This is a genomic window from Prescottella defluvii, assembly GCF_000738775.1.
GTDB classification, from domain to species: Bacteria; Actinomycetota; Actinomycetes; order Mycobacteriales; family Mycobacteriaceae; genus Prescottella; species Prescottella defluvii.
In genome coordinates this window covers 1-19,519 of sequence record NZ_JPOC01000030.1, presented here as the reverse complement: position 1 = coordinate 19,519, position 19,519 = coordinate 1, and the positions used below count along the sequence as shown (strand labels likewise).

Annotated in this window: 19 protein-coding genes; 9 read left to right on the top strand and 10 right to left on the bottom strand. The window is 69.4% G+C overall.

What is annotated here, in order from left to right; translation table 11 throughout:
• A partial coding sequence (locus IJ15_RS0112675; protein ID WP_156112088.1) for an LppA family lipoprotein occupies nucleotides 1-593 on the top strand: 593 nt, incomplete at its 5' end.
• Nucleotides 590-895 (top strand): hypothetical protein, encoded by a 306-nt coding sequence (locus IJ15_RS26040; protein ID WP_156112087.1) that lies wholly within the window; start codon nucleotides 590-592, stop codon nucleotides 893-895. The genes IJ15_RS0112675 and IJ15_RS26040, both read left to right, overlap by 4 nt.
• 96 nt (nucleotides 896-991) lie before the next feature.
• On the opposite strand, the gene IJ15_RS0112670 is transcribed toward IJ15_RS26040, so the two are convergent.
• From IJ15_RS0112670 to IJ15_RS0112645, 6 genes are all read right to left on the bottom strand, one after another.
• Nucleotides 992-1,495 carry a C40 family peptidase gene (locus IJ15_RS0112670; RefSeq protein ID WP_031938710.1) on the bottom strand — a complete coding sequence of 168 codons (504 nt, stop codon included), beginning with the start codon at nucleotides 1,493-1,495 and terminating at the stop codon, nucleotides 992-994.
• Between the two features lie 281 nt (nucleotides 1,496-1,776).
• The gene (locus IJ15_RS0112665; RefSeq protein WP_031938709.1) at nucleotides 1,777-2,874 is read right to left on the bottom strand and encodes an endonuclease/exonuclease/phosphatase family protein; all 1,098 of its coding nucleotides are present in this window, start codon (nucleotides 2,872-2,874) and stop codon (nucleotides 1,777-1,779) included.
• Between the two features lie 143 nt (nucleotides 2,875-3,017).
• The gene (locus IJ15_RS0112660) at nucleotides 3,018-3,320 is read right to left on the bottom strand and encodes a putative quinol monooxygenase (protein WP_031938708.1); all 303 of its coding nucleotides are present in this window, start codon (nucleotides 3,318-3,320) and stop codon (nucleotides 3,018-3,020) included.
• A 112-nt stretch (nucleotides 3,321-3,432) separates the two neighbouring features.
• On the bottom strand, nucleotides 3,433-4,542 hold the full coding sequence (locus IJ15_RS0112655; protein ID WP_031938707.1) for an LLM class flavin-dependent oxidoreductase: 1,110 nt from the start codon (nucleotides 4,540-4,542) through the stop codon (nucleotides 3,433-3,435).
• Nucleotides 4,539-5,396, bottom strand: coding sequence for a hydroxyethylthiazole kinase (thiM, locus tag IJ15_RS0112650; RefSeq protein WP_031938706.1), 858 nt, complete (start codon nucleotides 5,394-5,396; stop codon nucleotides 4,539-4,541). The genes IJ15_RS0112655 and thiM overlap by 4 nt, the downstream gene beginning before the upstream one ends.
• 59 nt (nucleotides 5,397-5,455) lie before the next feature.
• Nucleotides 5,456-6,358, bottom strand: coding sequence for a sulfurtransferase (locus tag IJ15_RS0112645; RefSeq protein WP_031938705.1), 903 nt, complete (start codon nucleotides 6,356-6,358; stop codon nucleotides 5,456-5,458).
• A 121-nt stretch (nucleotides 6,359-6,479) separates the two neighbouring features.
• Here IJ15_RS0112645 and IJ15_RS0112640 point away from each other — a divergent pair, with 121 nt between their 5' ends.
• The 6 genes from IJ15_RS0112640 (at nucleotide 6,480) to IJ15_RS0112615 (ending at nucleotide 11,659) form a co-directional block, all read left to right on the top strand.
• Complete coding sequence (locus IJ15_RS0112640; RefSeq protein ID WP_031938704.1) at nucleotides 6,480-7,166, top strand: GntR family transcriptional regulator; 687 nt, start codon at nucleotides 6,480-6,482, stop codon at nucleotides 7,164-7,166.
• 194 nt (nucleotides 7,167-7,360) lie between these two features.
• Nucleotides 7,361-8,524: an ABC transporter substrate-binding protein gene (locus IJ15_RS0112635; protein ID WP_051918826.1), complete on the top strand. Its 1,164-nt coding sequence runs from the start codon at nucleotides 7,361-7,363 to the stop codon at nucleotides 8,522-8,524.
• Nucleotides 8,505-9,566 (top strand): FecCD family ABC transporter permease, encoded by a 1,062-nt coding sequence (locus tag IJ15_RS0112630; protein ID WP_031938702.1) that lies wholly within the window; start codon nucleotides 8,505-8,507, stop codon nucleotides 9,564-9,566. The genes IJ15_RS0112635 and IJ15_RS0112630 overlap by 20 nt, the downstream gene beginning before the upstream one ends.
• Nucleotides 9,559-10,344 carry an ABC transporter ATP-binding protein gene (locus IJ15_RS0112625; RefSeq protein WP_031938701.1) on the top strand — a complete coding sequence of 262 codons (786 nt, stop codon included), beginning with the start codon at nucleotides 9,559-9,561 and terminating at the stop codon, nucleotides 10,342-10,344. The genes IJ15_RS0112630 and IJ15_RS0112625 overlap by 8 nt, the downstream gene beginning before the upstream one ends.
• Entirely contained in the window at nucleotides 10,341-10,982 is a 642-nt protein-coding gene (locus tag IJ15_RS0112620) for a hypothetical protein (RefSeq protein ID WP_031938700.1), read from the top strand. Before IJ15_RS0112625 ends, IJ15_RS0112620 begins: the two co-directional genes overlap by 4 nt.
• The gene (locus IJ15_RS0112615; RefSeq protein WP_031938699.1) at nucleotides 10,979-11,659 is read left to right on the top strand and encodes a hypothetical protein; all 681 of its coding nucleotides are present in this window, start codon (nucleotides 10,979-10,981) and stop codon (nucleotides 11,657-11,659) included. Before IJ15_RS0112620 ends, IJ15_RS0112615 begins: the two co-directional genes overlap by 4 nt.
• 77 nt (nucleotides 11,660-11,736) lie before the next feature.
• Here the strand turns inward: IJ15_RS0112615 and IJ15_RS0112610 are convergent, their stop codons facing one another.
• The 4 genes from IJ15_RS0112610 to IJ15_RS0112595 all read right to left on the bottom strand — a co-directional run bounded on the left by IJ15_RS0112610 (nucleotide 11,737) and on the right by IJ15_RS0112595 (nucleotide 18,407).
• A complete protein-coding gene (locus tag IJ15_RS0112610) occupies nucleotides 11,737-12,240 on the bottom strand; it encodes a hypothetical protein (protein ID WP_031938698.1) in 504 nt (167 codons plus the stop codon).
• A 64-nt stretch (nucleotides 12,241-12,304) separates the two neighbouring features.
• Nucleotides 12,305-15,319, bottom strand: a complete 3,015-nt coding sequence (locus IJ15_RS0112605; protein ID WP_031938697.1) for a bifunctional [glutamine synthetase] adenylyltransferase/[glutamine synthetase]-adenylyl-L-tyrosine phosphorylase — start codon at nucleotides 15,317-15,319, stop codon at nucleotides 12,305-12,307.
• A 102-nt stretch (nucleotides 15,320-15,421) separates the two neighbouring features.
• The gene (locus tag IJ15_RS0112600; protein ID WP_031938696.1) at nucleotides 15,422-16,762 is read right to left on the bottom strand and encodes a glutamine synthetase family protein; all 1,341 of its coding nucleotides are present in this window, start codon (nucleotides 16,760-16,762) and stop codon (nucleotides 15,422-15,424) included.
• A gap of 67 nt (nucleotides 16,763-16,829) precedes the next feature.
• On the bottom strand, nucleotides 16,830-18,407 hold the full coding sequence (locus tag IJ15_RS0112595) for an alpha/beta hydrolase (RefSeq protein ID WP_031938695.1): 1,578 nt from the start codon (nucleotides 18,405-18,407) through the stop codon (nucleotides 16,830-16,832).
• 233 nt (nucleotides 18,408-18,640) lie between these two features.
• On the opposite strand from IJ15_RS0112595, the gene panB reads away from it, so the two are divergent.
• Complete coding sequence (gene panB, locus IJ15_RS0112590) at nucleotides 18,641-19,489, top strand: 3-methyl-2-oxobutanoate hydroxymethyltransferase (protein ID WP_031938694.1); 849 nt, start codon at nucleotides 18,641-18,643, stop codon at nucleotides 19,487-19,489.
• Nucleotides 19,490-19,519: the final 30 nt, after the last annotated feature.

Genomic DNA, 19,519 nt, shown 5'->3' with positions numbered 1-19,519 from the left:
CCCCCCGACCAGATGTGGCGCCGTTCCCCCGCCGAACCCTGCCGCTACTGGCAGCGATCGCCACCCTCACCCTGCTGACCACGGCCTGCGGAGACATCATGGACAACCCCTACAACCACACCGACGAGGAGATCGCGGAAGCAGCCGCGATCCTTCCCACCCTCCCGACCCTCGAAGAAACCGAGGCCGAACTCGGGGAGGCGATACAGGCGATCATGAGCGCCGCCACAACCATCGCCCCCGCACTACGCTGGGAGCCCTCGGACAAGCGCAGGCAATCCAGCTGCAGCGGCCCTTTCGGCAAGACCGACGGCCTCGCGATCAACCTACCCAACTACGTCTCCACCGCACCCATCCCCGACGACGACTGGCCCCGAATCCTCCAAGCGGCCCGCGACATCCTCGCGCCACTCGGAATCACCGAGGTCGTTGTGCGCGTCGACAAACCCGGAGACCACGACGTGCTCCTCACCAGCGACGACGGACGACGCGTCGACCTCGGGACGAAGGTTGCCGCGCTCGTCAGCGCCCGGACCGGGTGCCGCCTCCCCGCCCAGCACACCCGACCGACCACTCCGGGAGCGACGCCATGACCGGCACCGCACCACTCGACGACCTCGCCGTGAAGGCGCGCCGAGTTCACGAGGCAGTGACACTCGTGCGCGGACGGGTCCAATCGGTGGGCGGGCACGTCACCGCCACGCACCGCGCAGCATGCGCCGAAGCGGAGGAAGCAGCCCAAGCCCTTCGTGACGAGCTGGCCGCCGACCCCCGAGTCGCACAGGTCATCGCCGGAACACGCACCACCGCCCCCGCTGCGCCTCGCCACCACCCCGGACCTGAAGAAGACGACGACGCGTACTACGCCACCAGGTCGATTCTCCGAAGCAGCTGACGAGAGCGCGACCCGATCGTCCCGGTGAGACAGCGAACGGGCCCCGCACTCCTTTTCGGAGTGTGGGGCCCGTTCGGTCGGAGCGCGGGGCGGCTGTCAGTAGCGGCTCGCACCGGAGAAGGGCATGGAGTCGACGGGCGAGATCTTGACGACGTCACCCTCGGTGGGCGCGTGGACGACGCTGCCGTTGCCGATGTAGATGCCGATGTGGTCCGCGCCGTAGAACGCGACGACGTCACCGGGCTGCAGGTTGGACTTGGAGACGGGGGTGCCGCCGGCGACCTGGTCGTAGCTGGTGCGCGGCACGGACACGCCGGCCTGCTTGTAGGCCCACTGGACGAGTCCGGAGCAGTCGAACGAGTTCGGGCCGGTGGCGCCCCACACGTACGGGGAGCCGACCTTGGACTGTGCGGCGTTGGCCGCGGCCTGGCCGGTCGAGCTGGCGACCTGAGTGGCCTGGATGGAGCTGCTGTCCCAGCTCGGCGCCGTGAACGGCTGCGCGATGGCGGGGGCGGCGGGGATCATGATGGCGCCGGCGGCGACGGCGCCGAGCAGCAGGCCGCGGGTGGTACGGGTCAGGCGGGTGTTCTTCAGGGCCATTCGAGGGTCCTCCGAGTCTTGCTGTGGTCCGACACTTGGTCTGGCATCGGTGTTCGGGCACAACCCAGAGTTCCGTCGTTACCGGATCGGTACACCGGTAGATCTACCCGGATGGGTACCTGTTTCGACCCCCACCTACCTACGCATCCCACAAAAGCGCCTCTGACCAGGCCCGACGCTGCGGACTACGTGTGTGCGCGGTCACTTCCGCGGCCGTAACGGCGCTGTGACAGGGGTCATCACAGCGCCGTTACGTATGCGTGGGGTGCGAATCCGACGGGTCAGGAGGCGGATCCGCCGATCGACGGCAGGACCCGGTAGGTCGCCAGGACGGCCTTGTGGTCGGTGGGCCACGGCAGCGGGGAGTCGACGAACGGGTCCTGCGTGTCCTCGATCACCCGCTCGTTGCGCACGATCGTCTCCCGCGGCCCGACCATCCCGGCTGACACGAGACGCAGTCGGGTGTTCCGCCCGGCGAAGACGTAGTCGATCCGGTCCCGCTCGTCGGCCTCGGGCGCCCAGGTGAGTTCGGAGACGGGCACGTCGGGGTTGCTCGCGGGCCAGGTGAATCCCGGGTGGGTCACCGGGTTCGGGTGCATCCGCCGGTAGGCGTCGACGTACCCGGCCTCCTCGAGCAACCGGGTCGATTCCCACGGCAGCACGACGCCGTTGTGGTCGAACAGGTCCTTCGTCTCCGTCGTCCAGTCCAGGTTCGACGGCTCGTTGAAGTCACCGCCGATGATCACCGACCGCCCCTTCTCCTGCTCCTGCGCGGCGTCCGCGAGGAACGCGGAGATCACGGCGGGCCGGCCGGAGTCGATGTTGACGCGCTGGACCACGGTCGGATCGGCGACGGGCCGGGGCATCTTGTTCCATCCGAACTGCGAGAACTCCCCGGGGCTGGGGATCCCGCCGCCGTAGCCGCGCGGCAGGTACGTCGCGTACCACCGGTACTCGAGATGCGCCGAATACACAGCCACCTGCATGCCCGACACCGACACCACCGCCTTGACCATGTAGTCCAGCGTCGCGGTCTCCTCGACCGGGAACCGGGACAGGATGCCGGTGTCGGACGACGTGGCGGTGTGGAACCGGGTGCCTCGCCGGCCCAGGATGTCGGCGAGGGTGGTGGTCGCGTCACCCGACTCGGAGAGCAACACGATCGATGCCCGGGTGGACTCGATGATGTCGGCGACCCGTTCGAGACCGTTCGGGATCTTGCTTCCGCTGTGCCAGATGTTGATGGACAGGACGCGAACCTCCTGGAACGGGAACGCGCCGGCGGGCGCTGCCGCGCCGATCGCCCCGACCCCCAGGGTCGCCGTTCCTGCCGCCACCGTGAACGCCTTCATCGCCTGACGCCGTGTCAGCGAAGTCATCACACCACTCTCCTCATCATCTGCCGGTTTGGCGCAGTGATGAGACCAGGCGCAACTGAACGATCCGGGAACCCGCCACTACCGGCACACGGACGGAAGGTTGCCGTGTGTCGGACCGTGCGGTCTACAGCGTCGTGTCGGCGTCAGCCCGGCAGTTTGCTCGCCAGAACGTCGACTTTGGTGATGGTGGGGTGCCCGACGAAGAGTTCGTCCGCCCTCCCCATGAGGGCCGCGGCAACCTTGCCCGCGAGATGAGCCTGACGACCGGTGTCATCGGGGAAGGCGTCGAAGATGCCGAAGGTGGCGGGCCCGAACCGGAGGGCGAACCACGCGACCGTGTCGGGTTCCTCCTGCACGAGTGTCAGCGCGCCCTCGAGGAACTGCGCGACCTCGGTTTCCTTGCCGCGTTTCGCTTCCACTCGCACCAACAGGGCTGCGCTGACCATCGGACACCTCCGAGAACGATCGGTACCTCTCACTGTTCTCGCCCGCGCGGACCGCGTCAACGCGCAGCGGGCGCCGTGACCGCCCCGTCACGACGCCCGCTCCCGCTCTCCGTCAGTCGAGGTCGGTGAACCGCGGAATCAGGTGCTCGGCGACGTGCTTCGCCTCGTCGATCAGCGGCCAGCCGGCGAGGATCAGGCCGGTCAGCCCGGTGCGCTCACGCAGGGTCCGGACGTGGTCGGTGATCTCGTCCGGCGCGCCCACGTAGTACACCGCCGACGATCCGGTCGCGAAGATGTCCAGCGGTGACCAGGCGGTGATGCCCGCGTACAGGCCGTCTCCGAGATACAGGTCGTCGGGTTCGGGGATCCTGCCGGCCACGATGGAGTCGACCCACCCCTGCCGCTGGGCGTCCCGCGCGGTGAAGGTGCGCAGGTCCTCCTGCCCACCGGTGCACCGGCGGACGGCCTTGTCGAGGATGTCGCCGATCTGGTCGATGCCGGCCTTCTCGAACAGCGACCGGAACCGCTCGATCGCCTCGTCGCGGGTCGGCCGGACGATGACGCCGGTCAGTGCACCGAAGTCGGTGAACTCGCGACCGGCCGCGGCAGCCGCCTTGCGGGCGCCGTCGAACTTGTCCTCGATGAACGACGTCTCGCGCAGCATCGCGAGATACGCGTCGAGCACCTTCCCCGAGTTCTCCAGTCCCGCAGGCGAATCGCCGGTCCCCCACAGCGGCACCTCACGGTCTCCGAGCGGGTCGACACGCAGGGGCGTGTTCGGGAAGTTCGATTCGGTGCCCTCGCGGTAGTACCGGCGGAAGTCCGCCCAGTACTGCTCCCCCAGTTCGTAACGCCGGTCGTGCTCGACGTTCATGTCGTACTTGGTGAGGATGTTGTCGCGGCCGTTGACCGAGTTGATCATCAGCCGTCCCCCGCTGAACGCGTCGAACGTCAGCGCCTTCTCGGCGAGCAACCGTGCCGGGATCATGTTCGCGTACACCGCGACGAGGAACTTCATCCGCGAGGTGTGCGAGGCCGCCCACGTGGCCGACACGAACGGGTCGTTGGGCCACGTCGCGACCAGCGCGCCCTCGAAGCCGCCGTCATCGATGGTCTTCGCGAGTTCGATCTGCCGCTGCCCGTCCACCGGGTACAGCCCGCCCGGGCTCCACGGGTAGTCGCCGTCGGCCTGCGTGAGGTACCAGAAAGTCTTGACGCTCATCGGTTTCCAGCCTCCATGGCGATTGCGGTCGGGTCGATGGACTCGATGCGGGCTCGACCGGCGAGGGTGGCGGCATCGACGGTGTACAGGGCATCGAGATAGGCGACGGCGAACGAGCCCGGACCCGTGGAGTTCTCCTCGGCGATCTCGGACGCGACGGCGACGTGGGCGTGCGCGGCAGCGAGCGCGATCAGCGGTGTCGGCGCCACGGACAGGTAGGCCGCGACCAGTCCGCCGAGCGAGCACCCGGTCGAGGTGACCCGCGGCAGCATGGCGCTGCCACCACCGATACGGACACCGACGACGGTGCCGTCGGCGGCGCGGCCGACGAGGTGGTCGACCGGACCCGACGCCGAGACCGCGTCGGCGTGCGCGAGCAGCGCGACCGCAGCGGGAACCGCGGCGGCCGGATCGTCCGAGCTGTCGACGCCGCGGGTGTCGCCGCCGAGTCCGGCCAGCGCGATGATCTCGGACGCGTTGCCGCGAACGGCGGTCGGCCGATACTTCAGCAGGTCGACGGCCAGCCCACTGCGCCAAGGCAGTCCGCCGACGCCGACGGGGTCGAGGACCCACGGAGTCCCGGCATCGTGCGCGGCCTCCGCTGCGAGTGCAAACGCCGCGGCCGTGCCGTCGTCGGGGGTGCCGAGATTGATCAGCACTCCGCCGGCGATCCGCGCGAACCCGGCTGCCTCGTACGCGTTGTCGATGTGGGCATTGCTGGCGCCGGCCGCGAGCACCACGTTGGTAAGGAAGTTCGCGGAGACGACGTTGGTGAGCGAATGGACGAGGGGCACCCGGGTGCGCAGCGCGTCCAGCGCGCCGGCGAGGTCGTCGCCGGTGACGGTGTGGGTCATGGAAATCCTTGAGAGAAAGACGAGTTCGAGGAGGCGGAGTCAGGACCTACGACATCGGGTCACTGATCACCGCCGCGAAGGGTCACGAGTGGCAGCGTCGGATCGGCGGTCCACTCCTCGAGGGAGCCGTCGTAGATGCTGATGCCGTCATATCCGGCGAGCACCAGGCCGAGCGCGGACAGGCAGGCGGAGATGCCGCCGCCGCAGTAGAGGACCACCGGATCCTGGGTGCCGGCGAGCGCCTCCGAGGCGAGGGCCCGGATCTCGTCGACGCCGCGGACCCGGCCGGTGTCGTCGAGCATGCTCTTCGCCGACAGGTTCCGACTGCCGGGGATGTGCCCGCGGCGCGAGTAGCGCGTCTTCTCGGCGCCCGAGAACTGGCCCGGGGCGAGGGCGCAGACCAGCGTGCCGGGGGCTCGGCCCTCGCTGATCGCGACCACGTCGTTCCGGTCCGCCCAGAGCGGACGGTACGGCGCCACCACCGTGGTGGGCACTCGTGGACGCTCGGGGACGTCGTCGCCGGAGCCGACGGGCAGTCCCGCGGCTCGCCACCGGGCCAGTCCCCCGTCGAGGACGCGGGAATGGATACCGACGCTGCGCAGCAGCCACCAGAACCGCGACGCCCACGTCATCGACCCCTGGTCGTACACGACGACGTCGGTGCCGGCAGAGATGCCGAGTGCGGCAAGCTCTTCCGCGAGCCTGTCCACGGAAGGCCTGCTGAAGTGCAGTTCGGCCGCGACGTCGGAGAAGCTGGTGAGCAGGTCGATGTGCCTCGATCCGGGTAGGTGCGCCTCATGCCAGGCCGAGGCACCCGATTCCGGCCGGTAGTCGCCGTCGAACCGCGCCGGTGCGAGTAGGACGGTGACATCGAGCACCACGGGCGCGTCCTGCGCTCCCAGATCGGGGGCGAGTTCCTCCGCCTGAACCAGGGGCCACGCTGCGCTACACAACTTCCACATCCTCACTACGACGATCAGCGACCATGAACCTAAATGACGACTTGCGTATACGCAAGTATCCGACTGACGTCAGTGGCATAATCAGCGGGTCCGACGCAGAACACGACCGATGGGGGCACCGATGACATACGGGGACGACCTGACGGAACTCGGCGCGCTCATACCTTCCGACGCCGCCGGCCGCTCCGATCAGACGTCCAGGCAGTACCTGCACCTGCGCGCCGACATCCTCGCCGGCAAGTTCCCGCAGGGCGCGGCACTGCACGAGACCCAACTGAGCGAGAAGTACGGCGCCTCACGCACGCCGATTCGCGAGGCCCTGAACTGGCTCGCCCACGACGGCCTGCTCGAGCGCGCTGCGCGCGGATTCCGCGTCCGCTCCGGCACCCCCGAGGACGTCATCGAGATCTACGCCGCACGCGTCGCACTCGAGTCGGAGGCGGCGGGCGCCGCCGCGATCCGGCACACCGACCTCGACATGGCCCGACTTGAGCGCCTGCACAACTCGTGCTGCGGCGCCGCCGACGACACCATGGCCCGCACCGACAACTTCCGGTTCCACGAGGCACTGTGGCAGGCCGCGCACAACACGACGATCATGACGCTGCTGGTGCGGCTCACCACCCAGTTGCGGATCTACGACAGCGGACCGCCGTCGAACTACGGCGAACCCGACCTGCTCAACAACGAGCACGAGCAGATCCTCGAGGCCCTGCGCGCCCGCGACGAGAAGGCCGCGCGCGAGCACATGCGCGCCCACCTCGAGCACAGTCGCGAGCAGCGCATCAGACTCTTCGCGAACGGCTGAGCAGGCCACACACCGACACGGCGAGGTCCGCGGGCGAAATTTCGTCCGCGGACCTCGCCGTTTCCAAACCAGACAAACGGCACTCAGGTAAGCCTTCCATTAGTTATTGTATGCTCACCTAACCAGCCGATCCCGGATGGTTGGCGCCGTTCCCGAACGGCCACCGCGCCAACGACTTCTGCCTGCGGAGCCTCATGTCGACCCCTCCCCGTTCCCCGAACCTCACCGCCGCGCTCACACGCCGCGACCTCATGCGCTCGATGGGGGTCGCAGCGCTCGCGCTCGGCGCCCTCGGTGTCACCGCGTGCTCGAGCCGCGAGGCCGTCACCGAGACGGCCTCGAACGCCGGCGCCGCCACGGCCGGCCCGATCACGATCGTCGATCAGTACGAGAACACCGTCACCTTCGACACCCCGGTGGGACGGATCGCGTCGGCCATCATCCCCGTGCCGTCGATGATCATCGGCTCGGACCAGTCCACCGCCCGCAACGTCGGCGTCAACCAGGTCGCGATCTCGATGGCCTCGAAGGGCATGCTGGGCACGATGTTCCCGCAGTTCCTCGACACCCCGGTGGTCGCGGGCAACGACTTCGTGCCGAACGTCGAGCACATCCTGAGCCTCAACCCGGACGTGGTGATCCAGTGGGGGGACAAGGGTGACGACATCGTCGCGCCGCTGCGCAACGCGGGCCTGAAGGTGATCCTGCTCAAGTACGGCACGCAGGAGGATCTCGAGGCCTGGATCAAGATCTTCGGCGACCTGCTGGGCAAGAAGACCGAGGCCGACGCGGTGCTTGCGAAGATGGCCGCCGACCGCGCGCTGGTCGAGAAGACCGCCGCCGCGCACGCCTCGGCCGCACCCCGGGTGATGTACCTGTACAACGCGCCGGAGATCAAGGTCGGCGCCGACAACAGCTACATGGACTTCTGGATCCAGCTCGCCGGCGGCAAGAACGTCGCGTCGGGTGCCGGCAGCGGGTCGAGCCTCGGCGTCACCCGTGAGCAGGTGCTCGGCTGGGATCCGGAGGTCCTGATCCTCGGCAACTTCGAGCCGACCACCCCCGCCGACGTCTACGCCGACCCCAAGTGGGCGTCGCTGTCCGCGGTGAAGAACAAGCGGGTCTACAAGGCCCCGATCGGCGGCTTCTCGTGGGATCCGCCGTGCAACGAGTCGAACCTGATGTGGCTGTGGGTGAACTCCGTGTTCTTCCCGGACGTGAACCACGAACTGCGCGAGCGCATCCGCGAGACCTACCGCACGTTGTACGCCTACGACGTCACCGATGCGGACGTCGACCGGATCCTCCAGGTGCCGGCCAACACGAACAGCGCAGGCTATGACGCCTTCCGTGCTTGAGACCGCGGCCGAACAGCCGACACGGCGGTCGTCGCGGATCCTGGTGCCGGTCGTCCTCACCGTCGGCATCGTCGCGGTCGGCCTGATCTCACTGTCGGTGGGCCGCTACACGGTGCCCGTCAACGAGGTGGCCCGCATCCTGATCAACGAGGTGATCTCTCTCCCCCGCACCTGGACCGACGCGGAGTCCAACGTCGTGCTGGGCGTGCGGCTTCCGCGGGTACTCCTCGGCATGATCGTCGGCGGCGGTCTCGCACTCGGCGGCGCCGCGCTGCAGGCCGCGTTCCGCAATCCATTGGTGAGCCCGCAGATCCTGGGCGTCTCGTCCGGCGCGTCGTTCGGTGGCGTGCTGGCGCTGATGTTCGGGCTGGGTTCGACGTTCCTCGTCGGCGGCGCGTTCCTGTTCGGCCTCGCCGCGCTCGGTATGGTGCTGCTCATCGGGCGGACCCGCTCGGGCGGCGCGATCCTGATGATCGTCCTGGGCGGCGTGGTCACCAGCGCGTTCTTCTCGGCGCTGGTGTCGTTCATCACGTACGTCGCCGACCCGTACTCGACGCTTCCGTCGATCGTGTTCTGGCTCATGGGTTCCCTGGCCACCGCCGACATGGCGAAGGTGCTGATCGCGGCGGTCCCGATCCTGCTGGGCTCCGCCGTCGTCATCGGGCTGCGCTGGCGGATCAACATCCTCTCGCTGGGAGATGACGACGCCGCCTCGCTCGGGGTGAATCCGGGACGACTGCGCGCGGTCCTGCTGACGATGGTGGCGCTGATGACCGCCGGCGCGGTCGCCGTGTCCGGCGTGATCGGCTGGGTGGGCCTGGTGGTCCCGCACATCGCCCGGTTGTGGGTGGGGCCGGACCACCGGATCTCCATGCCGACGACGTTCGTCCTCGGCGCCGCGTACCTGACGATCATCGACACGCTCTCGCGCACCGTCAGTTCCGGGGAGATCCCGCTCGGGATCCTCACCGCGATCATCGGCGCCCCGGTGTTCGTTCTGCTCCTTCGGAATTCACGCAGACAGGCCTTCATCGATGCTTGAGATTCACGACGGCGGGTTCCACTATCCCCGGCGCGACTGGGTGTTCCGGCACGCGAACCTGCGCATCGACGGCGGCATCACCTCGATCCTCGGCCCCAACGGCCAGGGCAAGACGACGCTGCTGCGATGCATCGCCGGCCTGTCGCCGATGCGCGAGGGACGCGTGGAGCGGGACACCGCGATCGGCTACGTCCCACAGGCGAGCCTGTCGAGCTTCGCCTACTCGGTGTTCGACATGGTCCTCATGGGACGGGCCAAGAAAGTCTCCGCGTTCGCGACGCCCGGCCGCGCCGACATCACCCGCACCCGGGAGGTACTGGAGCGGGTCGGCATCGCAGACCTCGGCGCGCGCAGCTTCTCCGAACTGTCCGGCGGGCAGCGGCAACTCGTGCTGATCGCGCGGGCGCTGGCGTCGGACTGCACCTTCATGATCCTCGACGAGCCCGTCTCGGCACTGGATCTGCGCAACCAGGCGCGGGTACTGGAACTGCTGCGGGACCTCGCCGCGGACGGGATGGGGATCCTGCTCACGACCCATCATCCCGACCACGCCCTGCACCTGGGCGGGCGCGCGATCGTGATGCGCTCGCCCGAGGACATCCGCTTCGGCCCGGTCAGCGAACTGGTCACCGACGACATGCTCAGCGACCTGTACGGCATCGACGTCGTCAGTGCCACCGTCGACGACCGGGGCACCCCGCGCACCGTCCTCTACACCCGCTACGACACATTCGCGGCCGCCGAACCCGCGGCCACCCTTCAGAAAGCATCACGATGACTCTCGACTCGACTGCACCGCAGTCACTTCCACCGGTCCTGCACCTCGTGATGGGCACGAACACCGGCATGTCCGGCGGCACCACCGCCGCCCGCCGCGTGCAGCCCGTCGACCTCTACGACCTCGACACGCAGGATCTCGCCGACGTGCGTGGCCTGCTGATCAACGGCAACTGCGACCAGATCTTCCTCGAGCGTCGCCGCGACGTGCTCGCCGAGTTCGTCACCGGCGGCGGCCGCATCGCGATCATGGGCCACCCACTCACGGACTTCCTGCCCGGCCTCGGCCAGTGGCGCAAGCTGCAGTACTCGGGCCCCAAGGACCTCGCGATCACCGCCGGGGATCCGCACCCCGTGTGGGAGGGCGTCGACCCCGCCGACGTCAGCTTCCGGCGCGGCGTCTCCGGCTTCTACGGGCGCGGCTACAGCCAGAAGCTGCCCGACGGCGCCGTCGTCACCAACCGCATCGGACGTCACGCGCTGCCCGTCGACTACGTTTACCCGCTCGGCGCCGGCCAAGTGCTGGTCCACGGCGGCATCGATCTCGCCGTCTACCAGGAGGACCCGAACACCTCCGCACGCATCTTCCCGCAGCTGCTGACGTGGCTGGCCCAGCTCGACCCGGAGGCCCAGGCATGACCACGATCGAACCCTTCTCGCGCACCGACCGCGCACCGCGCTCGCAGCGTCGACTCGCGCTGGTGCACGGCGGATCGCACTTCCACCTGCAGACGCTGAAGGACCCGGCGGTGATCGCGCACCAGCCCGAGTTCCTCTACCTCGCAGATCTCGCCGACGGCGATCTCGACGGTTTCGACACCGTGATCCTCGCCGACCGCCTGCACCCCGAACTGCTCCGCCGGCACACCGCGCAGATCCTCGCGGTCGCCGAGCGCGGCGGCACCCTCGTCGTCCTCGGTGAGAATGCGGCGCACACCTGGCTGCCCGGCGTCACGTGGACGGCGCGGCCCACCAACTTCTGGTGGTGGCTCGAGGGCGAGGATCCGCTGATCCGCACCCGCAGCCCCGAACACGAGGCGTGGGAATACCTTTCGACCAAGTCGGTGATCTGGCACCACCACGGCCTGCTGCACACCGACGCCGACGTCGTCCCACTGCTGGTGTCCGAGGAGCCCGACGAGAACGGCGACCTGCGCGACGCCGGGATGATGCTGTTCGAGGACACCGCCTCGACGCCCGGCCGGATCATCGCGACGACGCTGGACCCGACCTACCACCACGGCAACAACTTCATGCCCGGCTCGACGCGCTTCCTCTACGCACTGCTGCGCTGGCTGGACAACACCGGTAGCTGACCCCGCCCCTCCAGCTGAAGGGACCCTTCGTGCGCTCGCAGGCGCCGAAGGGTCCCTTCAGCTGTTACCAGGACACGTCAGTCGACGTCGTAGACCTCGGCGGCCGGCACTGCGAGCAGCCGGTCGGTCATCTCCTGCTTGAGCACCACCAGGCGCTCCTCGTCGGCGTCGGTACGGCCGCTCTTGTTCACGAGTTCGATGAACTCGTCGGCGACGAAGCCGTCGCGGACCTGCAGGGTGACCGAGTTTCCCCGGTAGGTGAGCCGGAAGACGTAGTTGGCCAACGTCGTTCCGCGCTCCGGCCGGGCGAGCGCGGGATCGACGACGTACCGGTCGCCCGTGGTTGCACGCAGCACCAGTTCGAAGGTGTCGCGGACGCCCGGACCGCCGTGCGCCGTGGCGATTTCCACGTCCCGACGCTCGATCGGTCCGGAGGCGTCGAGCAGCGGCAACGCCCGCTCGAGGACCTTGAGTGCATGGGCGACGCCGCCGGGTGCGGCCGGGCCGTGGTACTTCATCAGATCGGCGAAGGTGAACGTCAGCAACGTTCCCTGATCGGTGACCTCGAGTTGCGTGGACATGCGGACCATTCTCCCTCGAGCGCACGCCCGGTGGGTGTGCGTCGTCGAAGCGCTTGTCCCCGAACTACTCTCCCCCGAACACCCGCTGCACCACGGCCTTCGCGCGCCGGGTGACGCGGAGGTAGTTGTCGAGGAACTCGTTGGCGTCGCCGCCCGGCCAGCCGGCGACCTGGGCGACGGCCGCGAGGACCTTGCCCGGGCCGGGTAGTTGGTCGGTGGGCTTGCCACGTACCAGGACGAGCGCGTTGCGGGCCTTGGTCGCGGTGAGCCACGCGTCGCGGAGCAACTCGATGTCGGTCTCGCTCAACAGTTCCGCCGCGCCGATCGCGTCGAGTGTCTCGAGGGTCGAGGTGTTGTGCAGTGACGGGATCTCGTGGGCGTGCCGCAACTGGATGAGCTGGACGGTCCATTCGATGTCGGCGAGACCGCCGCGGCCGAGTTTGGTGTGGGTGGCCGGGTCCGCTCCGCGCGGGAGCCGTTCGGAGTCGACGCGGGCCTTGATCCGGCGGATCTCGCGGACCGCCTGCTCGGAGACCCCGCCCTCCGGGTAGCGGGTCTTGTCGATCATGTGCAGGAACCGCAGACCCAGATCGGCGTCGCCGGCCACCGCGTGTGCCCGTAGCAGCGCCTGCACCTCCCACGCCTGCGCCCACTGCGCGTAGTACGCCTCGTACGACGTGAGAGTCCGCACCAGCGGGCCGCTCCGCCCTTCCGGCCGCAGTCCGATGTCCACCTCGAGCGGCGGATCGGTGCTGGGGGCGCCGAGCAGGGTCCGGACGCGGTCTCCGACGATGTTGGCCCACTTGACCGCTCGGGTCTCGTCGACGCCCTCGCGGGGCTCGCACACGAACAGGACGTCGGCGTCCGAGCCGTAGCCCAGTTCGCCACCGCCGAGTCGGCCCATACCGATGACGGCGAACGTCGCGGGCGCGGGCGCGCCGGTCTCGGCTTCGCTCTGCCGGATGACGGAGGAGAGGGCGGCACCCAGCACCGCGGCCCACACCGACGACAACGCCCGGCACACCTGCGGGACGTCGAGCATGCCGAGGACGTCGGCGCTCGCGATCCGCGCCAGCTCGTAGCGACGCAGCGATCGCGCCGCACCGATGGCGCGGACGGGGTCGACGTACCGCGCCGACGACGACAGGATGCCCCGCGCGACGTCCTCGGGATTGGGGTCGAGCAGGCGTGGACCGGACGGGCCGTCGGCGAACAGCCTGATCACGTCGGGCGCCTTGATCAGCAGGTCCGGGAGGTACGCCGACGAGCCGAGCACCGTCATGAGGCGCTGTGCCACGGACGCCTCGTCACGCAGCAGTCGCAGGAACCAGGTCGCGTCGACCAGCGCGTCGGACAGGCGCCGGTAGGCCAGCAGCCCGGCGTCGGGATCCGGCGTGTCACTGAGCCATTCAAGCAGGGTCGGCAACAGGAGCGCCTGGATGCGGCCCTTGCGGGACGCGCCGGCGGTGAGCGCGGTCAGGTGCCCGAGCGCGTTCTCGGGAGCCGAGTAGCCGAGGGCCGCCAACTGCCGGATCGCGGCGTCGGGGCCGAGCCGCAGCGCCTCCTTGTCGAGCCGCGCCACCGACTCGAGCAGCGGGCGGTAGAACAGCTTGGCGTGCAGGCGCCGCACCCGGTGCGAGTTGCGCTTGATCTCCGCGTTCAGCACACCGAGCGCGTCGTTGCGGCCGTCGGGGCGCATGTGCGCGGCCCGGGCGAGCCACCGCAGCGCCTCCTCGTCGTCGGGCGGCGGCAGAGTGTGCGTGCGCTTGAGTTTCTGCAACTGCAACCGGTGTTCGAGCAGGCGCAGGAACTCGTACGACGCCGTCAGGTTCGCGGCGTCGTCGCGGCCCACGTAGCCGCCCGCCGCCAGCGCCGTGAGCGCATCGACTGTGCTCTTCACGCGCAGTGACGTGTCGGCACGGCCGTGCACCAGTTGCAGGAGCTGGACGGCGAATTCGACGTCGCGCAGGCTGCCGCGACCGAGCTTGAGTTCGCGTTCCCGCAGCTCCGGCGGGACCGAGTCCTCGACGCGTCGGCGCATCGCCTGCACCTCGGGCACGAAGTCCTCACGCTCGGACGCCGTCCACACCATCGGGCCCAGCGCGTCGGTGTACTGCCGGCCCAGCTCGAGGTCGCCGGTCATGGGCCGGGCCTTGAGCAGCGCCTGGAACTCCCACGTCTTGGCCCACCGCTTGTAGTAGGCGATGTGCGAGTCGAGCGTCCGGACCAGCTCTCCGCGCTTGCCCTCGGGCCGCAACGCCGCGTCCACCTCGAAGAAGGCCGACGACCCGATGCGCATCATCTCGCCGGCGATGCGGCTCGAGATCGCGTTGGACGGCTCCGCCACGAACACGACGTCGACGTCGCTGACGTAGTTGAGTTCGCGCGCACCGCACTTGCCCATCGCGATCACCGCGATCCGGACGGGGCACAGCTCGTCCGGGCACACCGTGGCCACGGCCACCGACAGCGCCGCGGTCAGCGCCGCGTCCGCCATGTCCGAGAGCTGGTGCCCCACCGTCTGATACGGGACCACCGGTTCGTTCTCCACGGTCGCGGCAAGGTCGGCCGCCGCCAGGACCATCATCTGGTCGCGGTAGCAGTCCCGCAGCGCCGCAACCGCTTCCGGCCCGGTGATCGCAGCCCGGTAGAGCATCGAGGACGCGTGCGGGCCGGTCTCGGGTACCGCGCCGACGCACGCCAGCAGGCGCCGGGTGAGCTCGTCCTTCGAGGGCAGTGGCGTGCCACCGGCGAGCAACTTCCACGCCGTCGGGTGCGCGACGAGGTGGTCGCCGAACGCACTGGACGCGCCGATCACCCCGAGGAGCCGGCCGCGCAGGCCGGTGTCGGTGCGCAGCGCGGCGTCCAACTCGGCCCACCCGTCGCCCAAGCTCTCCTGCATCCGCGCCAGTGTGCGCAGCGCCAGGTCCGCGTTCGCGGCCCGCGACAGCGACCACAACAGTTCCACGTCGTCGAGATCGGACCAGCCCAGTGCCTTCAGCTCGTCCGGGGCGGTCGGCTCGACCAGCCCCAGCCGGCCGACCCCGGGCACCGCCGAACGCGCGTACGGAGGCCTCACCGGGTCACCCCGATCCACACGTCGTCACGATCGGAACGTGGACTGGCCGGACAGGGCACGCGTGTCACCTCTTCGGGGATCGTACGGTTCGGCTGGGACGCTCTACAGCCCCAGGTACGCCTTCAATTCGAACGGCGTCACCTGGCTGCGGTAGTCCTCCCACTCCCGGCGCTTGTTGCGGAGGAAGAAGTCGAAGACGTGTTCGCCCAGGGCCTCCGCCACGAGTTCGGACTGCTCCATCTCGCGCAGCGCTTCCTGGAGGCTTCCGGGCAGGGACTTGTAGCCCATCGCCCGGCGCTCGGCGTTGGTCAGCGACCACACGTCGTCCTCGGCCTCGGCGGGCAGCTCGTACCCCTTCTCGATGCCGCGCAGGCCGGCCGCGAGCAGCACCGCGAACGCCAGGTAGGGGTTGCACGCCGAGTCGGGGCTACGGATCTCGACGCGACGCGACGACGCCTTGTTGGGCGTGTACATCGGGACACGGATCAGCGCCGAGCGGTTCGACGGGCCCCACGTGGCCGCGGTCGGCGCCTCGCCGCCGTGCACCAGACGCTTGTAGGAGTTGACCCACTGGTTGGTGACGGCACTGATCTCGTTGGCGTGCTCGAGGATGCCGGCGATGAACGCCTTGCCGGTCGCCGACAACTGCATCGGATCGTCCGGGTTGTGGAACGCGTTGGTGTCGCCCTCGAACAGGCTCATGTGCGTGTGCATCGCCGAACCGGCCTGATCACTGAACGGCTTGGGCATGAACGACGCCCGCACGCCCTCGTCGATCGCGACCTCCTTGACGACGTACCGGAACGTCATCACGTTGTCGGCCATCGACAGCGCGTCCGCGTACCGCAGGTCGATCTCCTGCTGGCCGGGCGCGGCCTCGTGGTGGCTGAACTCCACCGAGATGCCCATCGACTCGAGCGCGTCGATCGCGTGACGCCGGAAGTTCGGGGCGCGATCGTGCACGGCCTGGTCGAAGTAGCCGCCGCTGTCGGCGGGGATCGGCGGGGTGCCGTCGATCGGCCCGTTCTCGAGCAGGAAGAACTCGATCTCGGGGTGCACGTAGCACGAGAAGCCGAGGTCGCTGGCCTTGCTCAGCTGCCGCCGCAGCACGTGGCGCGGGTCGGCCCACGACGGCGTGCCGTCGGGCATCGCGATGTCGCAGAACATGCGCGCCGAGTGCTGCGCGCCGTCCTTGTGCGCCCACGGCAGGATCTGGAACGTCGACGCGTCCGGCTTGGCGACGGTGTCGGCCTCCGAGACGCGGGAGAAGCCCTCGATCGCCGATCCGTCGAAACCGATGCCCTCCTCGAAGGCACCTTCCAGTTCCGCGGGCGCGATCGCCACCGATTTGAGGTACCCGAGCACGTCGGTGAACCACAACCGCACGAACCGAATATCGCGCTCTTCGAGGGTACGAAGCACGAACTCTTTTTGGCGATCCATATCCGCGAGACTAAGCAAACTGCGTTAAATCTGTGTTACATCGTGAAATCGGTCTCGCCCGGCCGGCTCAACACGTCAGGTCCGGTTCGGGGACGGTGAGATCGACGAGGTACGCGGAGACCGGATCGTCGACGCAGCCGACGCCGTCGAACACCGCGGTGTGCTGGGTCCCCCGGTACGTGATCAGCGCACCCCCGAGCTGCTTGGCCAGGTTCACCCCCGCCTGGTACGGCGTCGCCGGGTCCTCGGTGGTCGAGACGACGACCACCGTCGGCAACTCCTGCAGCGCCGCCGGGTCGATCGTGTGCGGCGCACCCGTGTTCGGCACCGGCCAGAACGCGCACACGTCGAGCGGAGCGTTGCCCGTGCCGCGGCCGTCGTCGAGGAACGGCGCCACCTCCCGGTACCGGGTGTCCGCCTCCCCCGCGACCGCCCGGTCCGTCACCGGCGGATCGTCGACGCAACGAACCGCATTGAACGCGTCCTCGAGATTCGAGTAGCTGCCGTCGTCCAGACGCCCCTCGTACATGTCGGCGAGCAGCAGCAACTCGTCCCCGCGGCCCGCGGCGAGGTCCGTCAGCCCGGCGCGCAGCGGCCGCCACAGGCTCGGCGAGTACAGCGCCTGCTGCACGCCGGTGATCGCGTCGTCGTAGCTGAGGCCGCGCGGATCGGTCGTCGCCGCCGGGCGCTCCACCAACGGATCGACCAGCGCACGGAACCGGGCGTCGGCCCCGCCGGGATCCGACCCCAGCGGGCAGTCCGCCGCCCGCGCGCAGTCCGCGGCGAAAGCGTCGAACGCCTGCTGGAAGCCGGCGCCCTGCAACACCACTTCCTCGACCGGATCCTGCTCGGGATCGAGCGCACCGTCGAGCACCATCGCGCGCACGTTGCCGGGGAAGGTCTCCGCGTAGGCCGTGCCGATCCGGGTGCCGTACGAGAAGCCGAGATAGTTCAACTGGGGATCGCCGAGCACCGAGCGGATGACGTCCATGTCGCGGACCACCTCGCGGGTTCCCACGTGTGCGAGCAGCGGGATCCCGGACCGTTCCGCGCAACGCGCCGCGTAGGTGCGGTTCTCGTCCTCTGCCCGGGCGATGCCCACCGGGCTCATGTCGACGTTCGGCTCGCGGCGCTCGGCGTCGGTCTCCTGCGGGGTCTGGCACCGGACCTGCGGCGTGGACGCGCCGACGCCCCGCGGGTCGAACCCGATGACGTCGAAGCGCTCGGCCACCTCGGTGCCGTCCGCGACGGACGCCGTGCTCAACCCCGACGCCCCCGGGCCTCCCGGATTGACCAGCAGCGACCCCACCCGTGCACCGGTCGCGGCCGACCGCGAGATCGCGATCTGCGCGGTGTCGCCGCCCGGGGCGTCGTAGTCGAGGGGCACGGTGACCCGCGCGCACTCGAGTGTCGGGCTCAGCTCGCCGCCGTCGGTGGCGAAACCGTCGCACGAGCCCCACGCGATCTGCTGCGTGTAGAACGACTCGAGGCCCGCCGGCACGACCCCCGCACCCGGCGCACCGGCCTCGGCGGCGACGGGGCTGCCGGAGACGGTGCCGTCGGACGGCTCCGTCGTGCAACCGACGGCCGACACGGTCAGCGCCGCGATCGTGGCGACGAGCAGGGTTCGGCGTCCGGTCCGCATACCTTCGATGGTGCCATGTCCGGCCCCACCCCCACTCCTCCCCCGTTTTGCGCACTTGCCGCTGTGCACACCCCCGCCCGGGGCGCGACAAGTGCGCAGAACGCGGCGGATCCGTGTGACGAACGGCACTGATCCGCCCCTTCGTGGGCCCAGGCCTCGGTGGCAGACTGAAGGCGTCATCACCCAACCCGGGGACCCGCACAGGCGGGCCTCGAGGCGAGAAAGGGACAACGATGTCCGAGACCGCTCCGTACGGCTCAACAAGCTCGACATCCTCCGGCACCCCCAAGCGCAAGACCCGGATCCACCACCTGCAGGCGATGAAGGCCGAGGGCACCCGCTGGGCCGAGTTGACCGCCTACGACTACTCCACCGCGCGGCTCTTCGAGGAGGCCGGCATCCCGGTCCTGCTCGTCGGGGACTCCGCCGCCAACGTCGTCTACGGCTACGACACCACCGTGCCCGTCACGATCGACGAGATGCTCCCGCTGGTGCGCGGTGTCGTCCGCGGCGCACCGCACGCTCTCGTCATCGCCGACCTCCCGTTCGGCACGTACGAGGCGTCGCCGCAGCAGGCACTCGAGACCGCCTTCCGCTTCATGAAGGAGGGCCAGGCGCACGCCGTCAAGCTCGAGGGCGGCGAGCGGGTGGCCCCGCAGATCGCGGCGCTCACCGCGGCCGGGATCCCGGTACAGGCACACATCGGGTTCACCCCGCAGTCCGTCAACAGCCTCGGCGGCTTCCGCGTCCAGGGCCGTGGCGACGGCGCCGAGCAGCTCATCGCCGACGCCATCGCCGTGCAGGAGGCCGGCGCCTTCTCCGTCGTGATGGAGATGGTGCCCGCCGAACTCGCCGGCCAGGTCACCCGCAAGCTGACCATCCCGACCGTCGGCATCGGCGCGGGTCACGAGTGCGACGCCCAGGTGCTGGTCTGGCAGGACATGGCCGGCTTCACCAGCGGCAAGACCGCCAAGTTCGTCAAGCGCTTCGGCGAGGTCGGCACGGCCCTGCGCGACGCGGCCGCGGCATACGCCGCTGAGGTCGGCGCCGGCACGTTCCCGGCCGACGAACACAGCTTCTAGGCACCTTCGGCGCCTGTGCGCCCTTCCGGT

Bases quoted from the DNA above. Each gene is read 5' to 3' on its own strand.
- IJ15_RS0112625 (WP_031938701.1), top strand. From the start codon at position 9,559: ATGCTTGAGATTCACGACGGCGGGTTCCACTATCCCCGGCGCGACTGG.
- IJ15_RS0112635 (WP_051918826.1), top strand. From the start codon at position 7,361: ATGTCGACCCCTCCCCGTTCCCCGAACCTCACCGCCGCGCTCACACGC.
- IJ15_RS0112600 (WP_031938696.1), bottom strand. From the start codon at position 16,762: ATGGATCGCCAAAAAGAGTTCGTGCTTCGTACCCTCGAAGAGCGCGAT.
- IJ15_RS0112665 (WP_031938709.1), bottom strand. From the start codon at position 2,874: ATGACTTCGCTGACACGGCGTCAGGCGATGAAGGCGTTCACGGTGGCG.
- IJ15_RS0112610 (WP_031938698.1), bottom strand. From the start codon at position 12,240: ATGTCCACGCAACTCGAGGTCACCGATCAGGGAACGTTGCTGACGTTC.
- IJ15_RS0112595 (WP_031938695.1), bottom strand. From the start codon at position 18,407: ATGCGGACCGGACGCCGAACCCTGCTCGTCGCCACGATCGCGGCGCTG.
- panB (WP_031938694.1), top strand. From the start codon at position 18,641: ATGTCCGAGACCGCTCCGTACGGCTCAACAAGCTCGACATCCTCCGGC.
- IJ15_RS0112640 (WP_031938704.1), top strand. From the start codon at position 6,480: ATGACATACGGGGACGACCTGACGGAACTCGGCGCGCTCATACCTTCC.
- IJ15_RS0112630 (WP_031938702.1), top strand. From the start codon at position 8,505: ATGACGCCTTCCGTGCTTGAGACCGCGGCCGAACAGCCGACACGGCGG.
- IJ15_RS0112645 (WP_031938705.1), bottom strand. From the start codon at position 6,358: ATGTGGAAGTTGTGTAGCGCAGCGTGGCCCCTGGTTCAGGCGGAGGAA.
- IJ15_RS0112670 (WP_031938710.1), bottom strand. From the start codon at position 1,495: ATGGCCCTGAAGAACACCCGCCTGACCCGTACCACCCGCGGCCTGCTG.
- IJ15_RS0112615 (WP_031938699.1), top strand. From the start codon at position 10,979: ATGACCACGATCGAACCCTTCTCGCGCACCGACCGCGCACCGCGCTCG.
- IJ15_RS0112620 (WP_031938700.1), top strand. From the start codon at position 10,341: ATGACTCTCGACTCGACTGCACCGCAGTCACTTCCACCGGTCCTGCAC.
- IJ15_RS0112660 (WP_031938708.1), bottom strand. From the start codon at position 3,320: ATGGTCAGCGCAGCCCTGTTGGTGCGAGTGGAAGCGAAACGCGGCAAG.
- IJ15_RS26040 (WP_156112087.1), top strand. From the start codon at position 590: ATGACCGGCACCGCACCACTCGACGACCTCGCCGTGAAGGCGCGCCGA.
- IJ15_RS0112655 (WP_031938707.1), bottom strand. From the start codon at position 4,542: ATGAGCGTCAAGACTTTCTGGTACCTCACGCAGGCCGACGGCGACTAC.
- thiM (WP_031938706.1), bottom strand. From the start codon at position 5,396: ATGACCCACACCGTCACCGGCGACGACCTCGCCGGCGCGCTGGACGCG.